At 53.8% G+C, this 13,817-nt stretch carries 17 protein-coding genes, 2 tRNA genes and 1 other RNA gene; 9 read left to right on the forward strand and 11 right to left on the reverse strand.

Annotation, left to right across the window (positions count from 1 at the left end; all coding sequences use genetic code 11):
- Nucleotides 1-30 precede the first annotated feature (30 nt).
- The 6 genes from ACOKCT_RS01140 to csgB form a co-directional block, all read right to left on the reverse strand.
- Nucleotides 31-1,515, reverse strand: a complete 1,485-nt coding sequence (locus ACOKCT_RS01140) for a phospholipase D family protein (protein WP_197431847.1) — start codon at nt 1,513-1,515, stop codon at nt 31-33.
- Nucleotides 1,451-1,993, reverse strand: a complete 543-nt coding sequence (gene ymdB / locus ACOKCT_RS01145) for an O-acetyl-ADP-ribose deacetylase (protein WP_103179050.1) — start codon at nt 1,991-1,993, stop codon at nt 1,451-1,453. The genes ACOKCT_RS01140 and ymdB overlap by 65 nt, the downstream gene beginning before the upstream one ends.
- Nucleotides 1,994-2,077: 84 nt before the next feature.
- Entirely contained in the window at nt 2,078-2,380 is a 303-nt protein-coding gene (locus ACOKCT_RS01150; RefSeq protein WP_233210502.1) for a type 1 fimbrial protein, read from the reverse strand.
- A gap of 154 nt (nt 2,381-2,534) precedes the next feature.
- Complete coding sequence (csgC, locus tag ACOKCT_RS01155; RefSeq protein ID WP_103179049.1) at nt 2,535-2,861, reverse strand: curli assembly chaperone CsgC; 327 nt, start codon at nt 2,859-2,861, stop codon at nt 2,535-2,537.
- 61 nt (nt 2,862-2,922) lie between these two features.
- Nucleotides 2,923-3,372: a curli major subunit CsgA gene (csgA, locus tag ACOKCT_RS01160; RefSeq protein ID WP_420193075.1), complete on the reverse strand. Its 450-nt coding sequence runs from the start codon at nt 3,370-3,372 to the stop codon at nt 2,923-2,925.
- Between the two features lie 40 nt (nt 3,373-3,412).
- Nucleotides 3,413-3,862 carry a curli minor subunit CsgB gene (csgB, locus tag ACOKCT_RS01165; RefSeq protein ID WP_103179047.1) on the reverse strand — a complete coding sequence of 150 codons (450 nt, stop codon included), beginning with the start codon at nt 3,860-3,862 and terminating at the stop codon, nt 3,413-3,415.
- A 746-nt stretch (nt 3,863-4,608) separates the two neighbouring features.
- On the opposite strand from csgB, the gene csgD reads away from it, so the two are divergent.
- Genes csgD through csgG form a run of 4 tightly spaced genes read left to right on the forward strand, consistent with a single transcriptional unit; the run spans nt 4,609 to nt 6,940 of the window.
- On the forward strand, nt 4,609-5,259 hold the full coding sequence (csgD, locus tag ACOKCT_RS01170; RefSeq protein WP_103179046.1) for a biofilm master transcriptional regulator CsgD: 651 nt from the start codon (nt 4,609-4,611) through the stop codon (nt 5,257-5,259).
- A gap of 4 nt (nt 5,260-5,263) precedes the next feature.
- Nucleotides 5,264-5,653, forward strand: coding sequence for a curli production assembly/transport protein CsgE (gene csgE / locus ACOKCT_RS01175; RefSeq protein WP_103179045.1), 390 nt, complete (start codon nt 5,264-5,266; stop codon nt 5,651-5,653).
- 13 nt (nt 5,654-5,666) lie between these two features.
- The gene (gene csgF / locus ACOKCT_RS01180) at nt 5,667-6,080 is read left to right on the forward strand and encodes a curli production assembly/transport protein CsgF (protein WP_103179044.1); all 414 of its coding nucleotides are present in this window, start codon (nt 5,667-5,669) and stop codon (nt 6,078-6,080) included.
- A 26-nt stretch (nt 6,081-6,106) separates the two neighbouring features.
- Nucleotides 6,107-6,940 carry a curli production assembly/transport protein CsgG gene (csgG, locus tag ACOKCT_RS01185; protein ID WP_039032323.1) on the forward strand — a complete coding sequence of 278 codons (834 nt, stop codon included), beginning with the start codon at nt 6,107-6,109 and terminating at the stop codon, nt 6,938-6,940.
- 42 nt (nt 6,941-6,982) lie between these two features.
- Here the strand turns inward: csgG and ACOKCT_RS01190 are convergent, their stop codons facing one another.
- The 4 genes from ACOKCT_RS01190 to ghrA form a co-directional block, all read right to left on the reverse strand.
- Entirely contained in the window at nt 6,983-7,465 is a 483-nt protein-coding gene (locus tag ACOKCT_RS01190) for a DUF1097 domain-containing protein (RefSeq protein ID WP_201304715.1), read from the reverse strand.
- 96 nt (nt 7,466-7,561) lie between these two features.
- Nucleotides 7,562-8,116, reverse strand: coding sequence for a TorD/DmsD family molecular chaperone (locus ACOKCT_RS01195; protein WP_103179043.1), 555 nt, complete (start codon nt 8,114-8,116; stop codon nt 7,562-7,564).
- 20 nt (nt 8,117-8,136) lie between these two features.
- Nucleotides 8,137-8,874, reverse strand: coding sequence for a phosphatase (locus tag ACOKCT_RS01200; protein ID WP_103179042.1), 738 nt, complete (start codon nt 8,872-8,874; stop codon nt 8,137-8,139).
- An 83-nt stretch (nt 8,875-8,957) separates the two neighbouring features.
- Entirely contained in the window at nt 8,958-9,896 is a 939-nt protein-coding gene (ghrA, locus tag ACOKCT_RS01205) for a glyoxylate/hydroxypyruvate reductase GhrA (protein WP_103179041.1), read from the reverse strand.
- A 228-nt stretch (nt 9,897-10,124) separates the two neighbouring features.
- Between ghrA and ACOKCT_RS01210 the strand changes: the two genes are divergently transcribed.
- Nucleotides 10,125-10,212, forward strand: a tRNA-Ser gene (locus ACOKCT_RS01210).
- A gap of 535 nt (nt 10,213-10,747) precedes the next feature.
- On the opposite strand, the gene ACOKCT_RS01215 is transcribed toward ACOKCT_RS01210, so the two are convergent.
- Entirely contained in the window at nt 10,748-11,653 is a 906-nt protein-coding gene (locus ACOKCT_RS01215; RefSeq protein ID WP_420193076.1) for a LysR family transcriptional regulator, read from the reverse strand.
- Nucleotides 11,654-11,763: 110 nt separating this feature from the next.
- Between ACOKCT_RS01215 and ACOKCT_RS01220 the strand changes: the two genes are divergently transcribed.
- The 4 genes from ACOKCT_RS01220 (at nt 11,764) to ACOKCT_RS01235 (ending at nt 13,736) form a co-directional block, all read left to right on the forward strand.
- Complete coding sequence (locus ACOKCT_RS01220) at nt 11,764-12,624, forward strand: pirin family protein (protein WP_159339158.1); 861 nt, start codon at nt 11,764-11,766, stop codon at nt 12,622-12,624.
- A 20-nt stretch (nt 12,625-12,644) separates the two neighbouring features.
- Complete coding sequence (locus ACOKCT_RS01225) at nt 12,645-13,322, forward strand: isochorismatase family protein (RefSeq protein ID WP_103179037.1); 678 nt, start codon at nt 12,645-12,647, stop codon at nt 13,320-13,322.
- A gap of 146 nt (nt 13,323-13,468) precedes the next feature.
- Nucleotides 13,469-13,556 (forward strand) — tRNA-Ser (locus ACOKCT_RS01230).
- Between the two features lie 43 nt (nt 13,557-13,599).
- Nucleotides 13,600-13,736, forward strand: a non-coding RNA gene (locus ACOKCT_RS01235) — RtT sRNA.
- Nucleotides 13,737-13,817: the final 81 nt, after the last annotated feature.

The following is a 13,817-nucleotide window of genomic DNA, read 5'->3' on the forward strand; positions in this document are numbered from 1 at the left end:
TTGCGCGCCGGTCGCTGAACTGGCGCGTCATTACAGCAGCCACTCTACCGGCAGCCAGTAGGCCAGACGCACCAGCATCCGCTGCCAGAAGCGGGTTTTGGGCTCCTTTTTATGCACGATCTCCTGCCCCTCCTTACGCTCAATCCAGTTCAGACGGCCCATTTTATCCAGCCGGAGTTGCCAGGCTTCATGGCGCTGGCTGCGCACGAACCGGGTATGGATCATCCTTGCCAGCTTCTCGCTTTCAATGACAAAGCCCATCTCGGTATTGAGCATGGTTGAACGGGGATCAAAATTAAGTGAACCGATAAACACTTTCTCGCCGTCGACGCTGAACGTCTTGGCATGCAGGCTGGAGCCGGAGTTCCCGGTGATCCCGCGATCGTGCGCCGGCGGTACGCCATCCTGAATGGGCTTTAGTTCATAAAGCTCGATGCCGTGGCGCAACAGCTTTTTTCGCCAGCGGGCATAACCGGCATGCACAACGGAGACGTCGTTCGCTGCCAGCGAATTGGTGAGGATGGCGACTTTCACCCCTTTGCGCACCATCTGTAGCAGCAGCGCCACCCCCGCACGGGTCGGAACAAAATAAGCGGAGATGATATCGATTTGCTGCACTGGCGAGCCCATCACCCCCATCAGGCGCTGCGGCAGCAGCGAGTGCCGTTTTGCCCGCCCCTGCCCTTTACGCGGATCGTCACTGAGTAGCCGGGTTTTGGCCCAAATCAGCGGCAAATTGCCCGCTTCCAGATTGGTAATAAAGTCGCTGGACTGTAATTTATCCAGATATCGGCGGGTGATGTCGTCGCGATACCACTCTTCGGGGGGATGAATTTTATCTTCAATTTCCGCCTCGGAAAGCTCCAGCACCTGCTGGAGCGTGGAGACCGAGGCGCAGTTCCAGTAGCGCTCAAAATCGTTGGCCACATCCTGCACCACCGGGCCAGTCGCCATCACGTCCAGATCGGAAAAGAGCGGCTCTTCACCTGCGCCAAAATAGGCATCACCGATGTTTCGCCCACCGATAATGGTGACCTCGCCGTCCACGGTAAAACTCTTGTTGTGCATCCGGCGATTGAGACGGGCGAAATCGGTGAGATAGCCCAGCGCGCGCAGGGAGCGGAACGAAAAGGGATTGAACAGCCGGACATCAAAGTTAGGATGCGCGTCCAGCAGGCGCAGGATGCTGTCCAGCCCCTGGGTATTGTTGTCGTCGAGCAACAGGCGCACGCGGACGCCGCGCATGGCGGCGGACAATAAGACGGAAAACAACAGGCGTCCAGACATGTCGTCTTCCCAGATGTAGTACTGCACATCCAGCGTCTTTTCCGCCATCTCCGCCAGCCGGTAGCGGCAGGCGAAGGCGTCAAGACTGTTATCAAGAGGGAGAAGCCCACAAAGGCCAGGATGTGAAGAGCTGACCGGTGCAATCGCGCGTCCCAGTCGCGTGTTATGCGTCGGTTTCCTGTCCTCGTTGGGTAAGCAGTCGCTTGTATAGTCGGGCATTTTCTTCATCATAGCAGACAAAGTATACCCGCTCCGGCAGAGGCTTGAGGGTGAGATAATCCGAAACCGTGTTAACGGCGATTTCAGCCGCCGCCGCGCGGGGATAGCCATAAACGCCAGTACTGATTGCCGGGAAGGCGAGAGTCTGATAACCGTTGGCCGCCGCCAGGTTCAGGCTGTTGCGGTAGGCCTCTTCCAGGAGCCGTGCTTCATGATGTTCGCCCCCATGCCAGACGGGGCCAACGGTGTGGATCACCGCTTTGGCGGGCAGGTTTCCGGCAAGCGTAATCACCGCCTGCCCCGGGGCGCACTCGCCCTGCTGCTGGCGAACCAGCTTACACGCCTCCAGCAGGGCGGGTCCTGCCGCCCGATGAATAGCCCCGTCCACGCCACCACCGCCCATTAATGAAGGATTGGCTGCGTTAACGACCACATCCACATGCAGCGTGGTGATATCACCATGAAAGACTTCAATTCGGGAGTACATAATCAACCTCTGCATACCGTTTTTTCTTAAGTGTATCGCAGAGGTTGGGTTGTGGAAGTCCGGTTGACAGAAAACGGCCCTGCCTCAGCGGTAATCAACCTGCACGATGGCGAGCGATTTTTCCGGATTGATGTACTTCATGCTGACAGTGGCGAGATCTGCGGCATTCACCCTGCCGTCAAGCGCCTCTTTATAGCTGACCTGTTGAACAGACATTCTATTATTTTGCGGACAGGAGACGGTTAAGGCGCGCGCATCAGGGGTGATGTTACAAGGCTCTTCGACAATCCGGCCGATAAAATGGATAACATTGGCCGTGCAGACTGGCGTAAGCGTAACCGCAGCAACAAAGGCTGCGGCCAGGGTGATATGGGACGAAACCATCATTGTAATCCTCATTGATATCGTCCCTGACGCTTAAACAACGCCCCTCATGGAGGGCTGTCGACTGGCATCGGCGACACCAGCAACATGAGAATAACAATGGAATAACATCCGCGCTACTTTAATCAATATATTGATTTCATGAATGTTTTGAACATCAGGCTTTCGACGGAGGCCATTGTTGCGACAGATGCAACGACTTACCATCCGAGACCGTCACAATGACGTTTATCTTGTCATTGGGTCCGGAGTTCAGGGTCATACGGGAAAGGTTGACCGTTTTATTTGCCGGTAATGAGACGGTGTTTTGTTGACGCGAGGTGCTCTGACCGCCTGGGCCACTGCGCGAGGTGAGGATTTGCACCTGGCATAAACACGGTTCTGTGACGGTCACCTGAGGAATAATGGTCACGTTCTCACCTTCGGTGGTGGTTTGAAAGGTAATCTGACTGGTCAGCGCGGCAAGTAATAAAAGTGTATTCATCATCTTCTCCCCAAAAAAAAACAGGGCCTCAGCCCTGTTTTTTCGACGTACAGCGGCAGTATTAGTGCTGACCAGCAGTCACGGTGTTGCCGAAGCCAACCTGAGTGATGTTAGCAGACGCGCCGTTCATAGTTTGACGAAGATCGACTTCGTTACGACCACCAGACTGGCTTACAGTTGCAGAGAGGTTACGGCCACTCCACTGGCTGATGGTTGCGTCGTTATCCTGGCCACGCTGGGTCAGGCTGATTTCGCTGCTGTCAGCACCCTGAGACAGATCGGCATCGTTACCGAAGCCATTCTGACGAACGGTGATTTCAGAGCCACGGGCATCGCTTTGCAAAGCGTCCACATTGTTACGGCCACCATATTGATAAACGGTCAGCGATTCTGGGCTGACGTTGTTATTTCCATTACCACCATGGTTATTACCCCACTGTGGAACAGAACCAGCCATAGCACTGCCAGAAACCACGATTGCTGCAATTACTGCCACTTTTAAAAGTTTCATTGTAAAGCCCCCATCGGATTGATTAATTATCGCTCAATAGCTAGCGTTGGATTACGCGAATTGCCATTTGCGACTGTCTCTGTACTACAACTGCCGTTTTTTGCGTACCGTACTGCGTAATATTCGCTTTATTACCAGAACCTTTCTGAATAATCACTGCGGTATTACCATATGCACCTTGATTAATACTCGCATTGTTCGAGTTCCCTTTTTGATCAATATAGGCAAGGTTATAACTCCCTGATTGATCAATGTTCGCCCGATTATTTCCGCCCTCCTGAGAAACGACAGACAACAATTTCTGGCCGTGTTGTTGAACGTTAGCGTTATTATTTACGCCAGCTTGTCCAATGATTGCAGCCTGGTTATATGAGGATTTACTCAGCTCATTAACCGCAAAATTGTATTCTGCCGAAGCTAAATCAGTCGCTGCGAAAACAAATCCAGGTGCACCCAGTAATGTCAACATCAATAACAACTTGTTCTTCATGTTATCACCCTGGACCTGGTGGTATAATAACTGCGTTAACAAGAGCAAATATTTTGTTAACCCGGCGTTACGATGAAGAGTATGTCTGCCGAAACAATTTTAATATCTCACCCGCCAGTTGTATTTTTATTCTTTCGTTCACCCCAAAGTATTAATTAAAATTAAATACCGTGGCGATACAACGATTTTACAGAGGGTCAGCAAGGACCATTTTCACTTTGCAGAAATGGAAAACCGCAAATGCGTGGATTTGCCGTTTCGCTGGTCCAGAAGAGAGAAAACGGAATATATCCATGATTGCGTGACAAAGTCCGTGATTTCTTAAGGCGTTTACACATTGTAAAAATAGGCTTAGCGTTTTGCCCTGGCTCATACCTTATCGCTAATAGCCTAAAATTTATATGACCTATAAAAATCAATAACTTAATACAATTTGTATGACTTTTAAAATGTGTGCACCAATATCTTAATGTACAACTTTTTGATGATTTCTAATCAATTCATGAACTCATTTTTTACAAAGTAATATTGATTTTTACATCCTGTTACACGTTTAACACTTGCTTTAAAAAACGTTAAAGCTAGATTGAAAACAGAAGTTCGGCATTGCGAATTAATTTTCCCTTCTCTCTAAGGGATATGGTCTTTCTTCTACACACAGCAGTGCAACATCTGTCAGTACTTCTGGTGCCCCCAATAATATATTGGGGGCAACTGCCAGGTGTTTCATAAAAAGGGGTTTCATCATGTTTAATGAAGTCCATAGCTTGCATGGTCAGAGTTTATTGTTAGTGACCAAACCTTCTTTACAAGCGACAGCTTTACTACAGCATTTAAAGCATAGTTTAACGTTGAGCGGAAAATTGCATAGCATTCAACGCTCTTTCGATGACATTGCGCCTGGCAGCATTATTCTTTTCGATATGATGGAAGCGGATAAAAAACTTATCCAATACTGGCAAGATATTTTAAGCAGGAAAAACAACAATATCCGTGTGTTGTTGTTAAATACGCCCGAAGAATACCCCTTCAGGGATATTGAAAGTTGGCCACATATCAATGGCGTCTTTTACGTCAATGAGGATGAAACCCGCGTGGTTGAAGGCTTGCAGGGGGTTCTGCGTGGTGAATGTTACTTTTCACAGAAACTTGCCAGCTACCTCATAACGCACTCCGGAAATTATCGCTATAACAGTTCAGAGTCCGCTTTGCTGACCCACCGCGAAAAAGAGATTCTGAATAAATTACGTATCGGTGCTTCAAATAATGAAATCGCCCGTTCGTTATTTATCAGCGAAAATACGGTTAAGACTCATCTTTACAATCTTTTCAAGAAGATAGCTGTCAAAAACCGGACTCAGGCGGTTTCATGGGCAAATGATAACCTCAGGCGTTAACCCTATGAAACGCACAGTGAGTTGGATTGCCGCAGCAGGCTTATGGCTTGCTGCCGGGAATCTTCATGCGGTTGAAGTAGAGATCCCGGGATTGTTAACTGACCACACCGTCTCCGCAGTCGGCCATGCTTTTTATCGCGGCTTCAGCGACAAATGGGAAAGTGATTATCCCGGTAACTTAACTATCAGTGAACGGCCCAGCGCACGTTGGGGAAGCTGGATCACCATAACGGTTAATCAGGACGTTATTTTCCAGACCTTTTTATACCCCACGAAAACTGACCTGGATAAAAATGTGGTCTTTGCTCTGGCTCAAACCGAAGAGGCATTAAATCGCCTGCAGATCGATAAAGCTCTGCTGGGTACGGGCGATTTAGCACCAGACGAATTTTAATTCGGAGGCATCCATGCGTGTTGTCCATGCAGTTGTAGCTTTAATGCTTATTCCATCTCTGAGTTGGGCCGGAAATATGACCTTCCAGTTCCGCAACCCGAACTTTGGTGGAAACCCTAATAACGGTTCTTTTCTTTTAAACTCGGCCCAGGCACAAAACTCTTATACGGATCCAAATTCTGACGACTTCGGGTTTGAAACCCCGAGCGCGCTGGATAACTTTACCCAGGCAATCCAGGCCCAGGTTCTGGGCGGGCTGCTGACCAATATTAACACCGGCAAACCCGGCCGTATGGTGACCAGCGACTTTATAGTCGACATCGCTAATGCGGACGGACAAATGCAGCTGAACGTGACAGACCGCAAAACGGGGAAAACGTCCACCATTCAGGTTGCTGGCTTGCAAAGCGGTTCTACCGACTTTTAAATAATGTCGAGATAAGGATAATAATCATGCAGCGCTTTCTCCTCCTTGTTGCAGTGTGCTTATTGAGCGGCTGTTTAACTGCTCCTCCGAAAGAAGCAGCGAAACCGACATTAATGCCTCGCGCCCAGAGCTATCGTGATTTAACCAAATTGCCATTGCCAACGGGTAAGATCTACGTGTCGGTTTATAATATTCAGGATGAAACCGGGCAGTTTAAACCGTATCCGGCAAGTAACTTCTCAACGGCTGTACCGCAGAGCGCCACCGCCATGCTGGTCACTGCGTTAAAAGATTCTCGCTGGTTTATTCCTCTGGAACGTCAGGGGCTGCAAAACCTGCTCAACGAACGTAAGATCATTCGTGCTGCGCAGGATAACGGTACCGTGGCAATGAACAACCGTATTCCGTTGCATTCGCTCACGGCGGCGAACGTGATGGTTGAAGGTTCGATTATCGGCTACGAAAGTAACGTGAAATCGGGCGGTGTGGGGGCCCGGTATTTCGGTATTGGCGGCGATACGCAGTACCAGCTTGACCAGATTGCGGTGAACCTGCGTGTGGTCAACGTCAGTACCGGCGAAATTTTGTCGTCCGTGACCACCAGCAAAACCATTCTCTCGTATGAAGTGCAGGCCGGGGTGTTCCGTTTCATCGACTACCAGCGTCTGCTGGAGGGAGAAATCGGTTATACCTCTAACGAGCCGGTCATGCTCTGCCTGATGTCTGCTATCGAAACCGGGGTGATCTTCCTGATTAACGACGGTATCGATCGCGGATTGTGGGACCTGCAAAACAAAAATGAAGTGAAAAACGATATTCTGGTGAAATACCGCGAGATGTCGACGCCGCCAGAATCCTGACAGAAAGCGCATTAAAAAGGCGAGACCCTGGTCTCGCCTTTTTTATTCGCTCAACGCCGTGACGTTTCGCGTTTTCTCCCTGCGCGCCGCCAGCCACAGGCCGCTGTTTTTCATGGCGTAGCCAAACACCAGTCCCAGCGCCAGCGAAGGCACCACCAGCCGCCACTCCCCCTGCCCTGCAAAAGTGGCGCAGGCGCCCATAAAGGTGCCGGGCACAAACGAGAGCAGCAGATGTTTCGCCTGGATACACATCAAAAACGCCACCACGCCGGTCATAACGTAGCCAACGATTTCCAGATGGGGTGCCAGCGCGCTGCCGTGGATGATAATCATCGCCCACGCCACGCCGCTCATCAGCGTACAGGCCGAGATAAACAGCCCCTTCACGCCCCCCTGCGGGCAGGCGAAATAGGCCGTGCAGCCAAGGAAGCCCGCCCAACTGAGGAGTCCGAGAGAGACGGCAACCCAGCCCCATAAACCGGAGAGGATGCCTGTCGTGATTGCGATAGAAAGTAGAATGTTCATGGCGCGCATCTTAACAGATACGCGGTCATGAAATGAGATCAGGAACACATAATATGCAGATTGATATTTGCTGTTACATACAGATAGTGATCTAAATCACTCTTCATTCTCTTCCTGTAGCTCATCCCACATCGCGGCAATGGCATCGCGAGTCAGTGGGGCCATGGTACGCCAGAAGGACGAGGTGGCGTGCGCTTCAACCTTCCCGAGGAACGTCCCGCACCAGGGCAGGATATACTCCCCGAAGAGGGTTTCCAGCGCCTCGTTTTCATCTTCCGCCGCATGATCTTCAATCCACGAGGCCGCCAGCAGCAGCGTGCCGAGATGGTCGGCTGGGGTATCGGTCAACGGCATCCCGCGTTCAGAGAGAAATGCGCGTACTTCGGCTTCGGTAGCGCCCTCTTCCCAGGCAGAGCGATACGGCGACACGCGGCACTCCTCGCCAACAAACAGCGCATTGTAGTCGGCGGCGACCTGCTGCATGTCGCAGCTGTTTTGCAGACGCAGCAACAATTCATCCTGCTCAAGCGGCCAGTTCTGGGCCAGCTTGCCTTCGCGGATCAAGGTAAACAGCGGCACCAGCAGCGGATCCTGCGGCTGGCGATAATAGAGAGAACCCAGTACGCGACAGAGGATGGAAAACTCATTCATTTATTTAGTCCATTACACAGTTAAAAATCAGCAAATTCATTGATTGGCGCCATGCCACGCGACGCCAGGAAATCGAGTAGCCGGCGCGGGGAGACGTTCAGGATGCGATCTTCCGGGAAGTCCACCGCGTCGAGGATTTTGCGGCATTCGCTAAAATCGCCCAGCGTGAAGGCGGTATGGGAATCGGAGCCCAGCGCCACATAGCCACCCGCCTCCTTCACCGCAGCCGCCACTGCCCGGCAGTTTGCTTCGCTCCCTTTACGGGAGTGAATAAAGGAGGAGTTGTTGATCTCCAGCGCCACGCGATGCTCCGCTGCAGCCTGCGCGACCGCCTGGATATCAATCGGGTATTTCGGGTTCCCCGGATGGCTGATGATATGTACGTTACCGCTGGCGATAGTGGCGATCATCGCCTCGGTATGGGTGGCTTGATCCTGAGGTGCGAAAACCGGCTCATGGAAACCGGCGAGGATCAGATCCAGAGAGGTGAGCATCGGGCCGGTACAGTCAATGTCGCCCTGGGTATTTTTGATGTTGGCCTCAATGCCGCGCAGGATCCCAACGCCATCCACTACCCGCGGCCAGATGCGCATGTTCACAAAGTGCCAGTAGTGCGGCGCATCCGCCATATCCGGACCATGATCGGTGATCGCAAAGAGCTTAATGTTTTTTTGTTTTGCCTGGGCGATGTAGTCATGAAGGTTGCTGTAGGCGTGGGTACTGGCGACGGTGTGCATATGCAGGTCAACGGGGTACATCGTTCTCTCCTCTCGTGTTTCCCAAAGGATAGCAGTTATCACGGGCGTTTATCAGCAAAAACCCGGCAATCGCCGGGTATAACTCAGTAACCGCGCTGTCTGTCGACCTGCCCGGTAACCTGTTCGCCCTTCTCCAGCTGCGAGATGGTGCGGGCGATATAGTCGATGGCTTCTGCCGGACGCGTCACCGCCGCAATGTGCGGCGTCATGGCCACGCGCGGGTGCGCCCACAGGGGATTGTCCGCCGGTAACGGCTCTTTGCTGTAGACATCCAGCATCGCGCCTTTCAGCTTGCCGCTCTCCAGTGCCGCCAGCAGATCGGCTTCCACCACGTGTACGCCACGCGCCAGGTTCATCAGGTAGCTGTTGTCCGCCAGCTGGTTGATGAGCGCCTTATTAATGATCCCAACCGTCTCAGCCGTATTCGGCAGCAGGTTAATCAGCACCCGCGTGCCGTCTAAAAACTGCGGTAACTCTTCCTTCCCGGCAAAGCTGGTGACGCCAGGGTAGTGCTTGCGGGTGCGGCTCCAGCAGCGCAGCGGGAAGCCCCACGGTGCCAGCGCTTCGGCCACTTTCGATCCCAACACCCCGGCCCCGAGGATCCCGATAGTAAAATCTTCGCGCTGATAGTCGGCCAGCGGCTCCCAGCGGGCCTGCTGTTTCAGCGCCTGATAATCGTCAAAGCGGCGGAACCAGTGCAGCACCTGGCTGACCGCATACTCCTGCATCTGCTGGCCCATGCCGGTATCTTCCAGGCGAAACAGGGGGATCGACTCCGCCAGCATTTCCGGGTGCGCCTTGAGCTTGCTGAGGATAGAGTCCACCCCTGCCCCAAGGGCAAACACCGCTTTCAGGTTTCGCCCCTGCAGCATCTCAACCGGTGGGTGCCACACCAGCGCATAATCTGCGGGTTCGTTATCGCCGCGCTTCCACTCCCGAACCCTGGCGCCTGGCAGCGCCGCCGAAAGTGTTTTTATCCAGTAAGCGTTATCAAATGTTGGGTGATAAAAAATAATATCCATTGCGATTGCCTTCTGTTGCGCTGTTTTATGTTCATTATCAACTGGATTGCAGCATAACAAATTTTGCGAGTGCGGTCGTTGCTGATAAAAAAGGCACTTTCAGCGCAATTAAAAATCATGTTGGCTGAAGTTTGTCTGAACGCGCTAATTTACTGAAAAAGTTGATTGACGTAAGTCAGGCTTTTCCTTACATTAGCGCCCGTCCCAGCAACAACGGGATGACAATATGGTGAGGTGTCCGAGTGGCTGAAGGAGCACGCCTGGAAAGTGTGTATACGGCAACGTATCGGGGGTTCGAATCCCCCCCTCACCGCCATCTTTAAAGAAGAGCTCGCATGCAAATGCGGGCTTTTTTTTCGCATGTTGCTCGCCTGTGGGGGGATGAGAACCCCCGACCGGGGTTCGACAACTGGCGCAGCCAGTTGGACAGACTGAGAGCGCAGCGAACAGGCTGCCCGAACAAAAACGCAGGGAGCGTTTTTGAACAACGCTTGCGTTGGCCCCGAAGGGGCGAGGCCCATGGATGGGCCGAGTAACGGCGAGCGCAGCGAGTCAATCCCCCCCTCACCGCCATATTTAAAGAAGAGCTCGCATGCAAATGCGGGCTTTTTTTCGCATGTTGCTCGCCTGTGGGGGGATGAGAACCCCCGACCGGGGTTCGACAACTGGCGCAGCCAGTACATGTCGGGTGGCGCTACGCTTACCCGACCTACGAAACCCAAATCCAGCCTCGATTCCGTAGGCCTGATAAGCGCAGCGCCATCAGGCATTTTGCCTTAATGCAATACCGCGCGCTCTGGAAGCGTCGGGTGGCGCCAGGCTTACCCGACCTACGAAACCCAAACCCGGCCTCACTCCTCCACCATCCGCGCATACTCCCCGGTCAAAAAATCCACCAGCGTCCTGACTGACGGCAACAGCCCGCGCCGGGAGGGATAGACCGCATGGATCACTTCCCGGCGTGGCTCCCACTCTTCCAGCACTTTTATTAATGCCCCGGACGCCAGTTGCTCTTTGACCATCAAAATAGGTAACTGCACCAGCCCCACGCCCGCTATCGCCGCCTCCCGCAGCGCCAGCATATCGGTGGTCATCAGGCGCGGCTGAAAATGGATCTCCGCTTTTGCCCCCTCCGGCCCGCTTAGCGCCCACTTATGAACCTGTCTCCCCTCCCCCAGACTCAGGCCCGGCCAGGCGCTGAGCTCCGATGGCGTGGCCGGCACACCCAGACGCTGGATCAACTGCGGACTCGCCACCAGGCAGTGCCCTCTGTCGGCAAGCACCCGCAACACCAGATCGCTGTCATCAAATGGGCGAGGACGCACACGGATGGCGATATCAACACCCTCCGCCACCAGATCCACCCGCCGGTTGGTCGCCTCAAGCTGCAGATTAATACCGGGGTAATGCGCCATAAACTTAGCCAGCATCGGCCCGACGTGGACGTGCAGCAGCGTGACCGGACAGGTGATCCGCACCAGGCCACGCGGTTCCGCCTGCAAGGCCGCGACCGCCTCCTCCGCTGCCTCGGCTTCTATCAGCATCGCCTTGCAGTGTTGATAGAAGGTCTGCCCCACTTCAGTAACCGTAAACTGCCGCGTTGTCCGCTGGATCAGACGTACCCCAAGCCGTGCCTCCAGTTGGGCAATCCGTCGGCTGAGCCGGGATTTTGGCAGATCGAGCGCCCGCCCGGCTGCCGCGAAACCGCCGTACTCGACCACTTTGACAAACCACGCGAAATCATTGAGATCCTGCATAACGTCCTCATCGTTCCATAAATGGAACAGTTCATGTCATTTTCACTATCTACCGGGATATTAACCCTAAATATAAGCTAATTACATCAACAGAACATCAGGAGAAAACGATGAAAAACGTAACAGGCATTTATACCGCACCCCGGCCGCACTGGGTTGGCGACGGTTTCCCGGTGCGTTCGATGTTTTCATACCAGACCCATGGTGAGCCACTGAGCCCATTTTTACTGCTGGATTACGCCGGGCCTTACTCCTTCCCGGCGGATGGCGCGAAACGCGGCGTGGGCCAGCACCCGCACCGCGGCTTTGAAACAGTGACCATCGTCTATTCCGGCGAAGTTGAACACCGCGATTCCACCGGTAAAGGCGGCGTGATTGGCCCGGGTGACGTGCAGTGGATGACCGCAGGCTCCGGCATTTTGCATGAGGAGTTCCACTCCAGGGCCTTTGCGCAAAACGGAGGGGAACTAAAAATGTTGCAGCTGTGGGTCAACCTGCCCGCGAAGGACAAGATGACGGCGCCGGGCTATCAGAGCATCACAAAACGTCAGATCCCGGTGGTGACGCTACCTGACGACGGCGGATCGCTACGGGTGATCGCCGGACGCTACGAGGAGACCACCGGTCCGGCGCACAGTTACTCCCCGCTGAACGTCTGGGACATCGCCCTGCATCAGGGTAGCCATCTTACGCTCAGCCAACCTGAGGGCTGGAGCACCGCGCTGGTGGTGCTGGAGGGCAGCGTGACGGTGAACGGCGTCGCACAGGCAGGTGAAGCCCAGCTGGTGGTACTGAGCCAGCAAGGGGAGAAGCTGCATCTGGAAGCCAGCAGCGATGCCAAAGTGCTGCTGATGGCCGGGGAGCCGCTGAATGAACCCATCGTCGGCTACGGCCCGTTTGTGATGAACAGTAAAAGCGAAATCGCCGAAGCCGTTCGCGATTTCAATTCCGGCCGCTTCGGCCAGATCTGAAGGTAATAAAGGAGAGAATCATGTCTACCCCTGCTAACTTTAACGGCGCCCGTCCGGCCATTGATGTCGATGATGCGGTGATGTTGCTTATCGATCACCAGAGCGGCCTGTTCCAGACCGTGGGTGATATGCCGATGCCGGAACTGCGTGCCCGCGCCGCGGCGCTGGCAAAAATCGCTACTCTTGCGAATATCCCGGTGATCACCACTGCCTCCGTACCGCAAGGGCCAAACGGGCCGCTGATCCCGGAGATCCACGCCAATGCACCCCATGCGCAGTACGTGGCGCGTAAGGGTGAGATTAACGCCTGGGATAATCCGGACTTCGTCGCTGCTGTGAAGGCGACCGGGCGCAAGACGCTGATTATCGCCGGTACCATTACCAGCGTCTGCATGGCCTTCCCGTCGATCAGCGCGGTGGCCGACGGCTATAAGGTATTTGCGGTGATCGATGCGTCAGGCACTTACAGCAAAATGGCGCAGGAGATTACCCTGGCACGTATCGTCCAGGCTGGCGTCGTACCGATGGATACCGCCGCCGTCGCCTCGGAGATCCAGCGCACCTGGAATCGTGAAGATGCATCGCAGTGGGCAGAAGTCTATACCCATATCTTCCCGGCTTATCAGCTGCTGATTGAAAGCTACGGTAAAGCGCAAGAGGTCGTAAAGAACGGGGAAGCACTCGATTCACAGCGCTAATCGCCCGCTCCACGGCCTGAAAACCGTGGAGCTGCTTATTGCTTAACCGAACGCGCAGTAAAGCAGAAAATCTGCTTGACCGTTTTAGCCTGACTCCCTATAGTAGCGCCCCGTTGCCCCCGAGAGGAAAGGCAGCAAAACAATATGGTGAGGTGTCCGAGTGGCTGAAGGAGCACGCCTGGAAAGTGTGTATACGGCAACGTATCGGGGGTTCGAATCCCCCCCTCACCGCCATATTCGAGATAAGAGCTCGTACGAAAGTACGGGCTTTTTTCTTTTATATTCTCCGCTGGGGGGGATGAGAATCCCCGACCGGGGTTCGACAACTGGCGCAGCCAGTTGGACAGACCGCGAACGCAGTGAGTGGGCTGCCCGTAGGGCGAGCGCAGCGAGTCAATCCCCCCCTCACCGCCATATTTAAAGAAGAGCTCGCATGCAAATGCGGGCTTTTTTTTCGCATGTTGCTCGCCTGTGGGGGGGATGAGAATCCCCGAC

The sequence above is a fragment of the Leclercia sp. M-A074-M genome (assembly GCF_965195605.1).
Taxonomy (GTDB): domain Bacteria; phylum Pseudomonadota; class Gammaproteobacteria; order Enterobacterales; family Enterobacteriaceae; genus Enterobacter.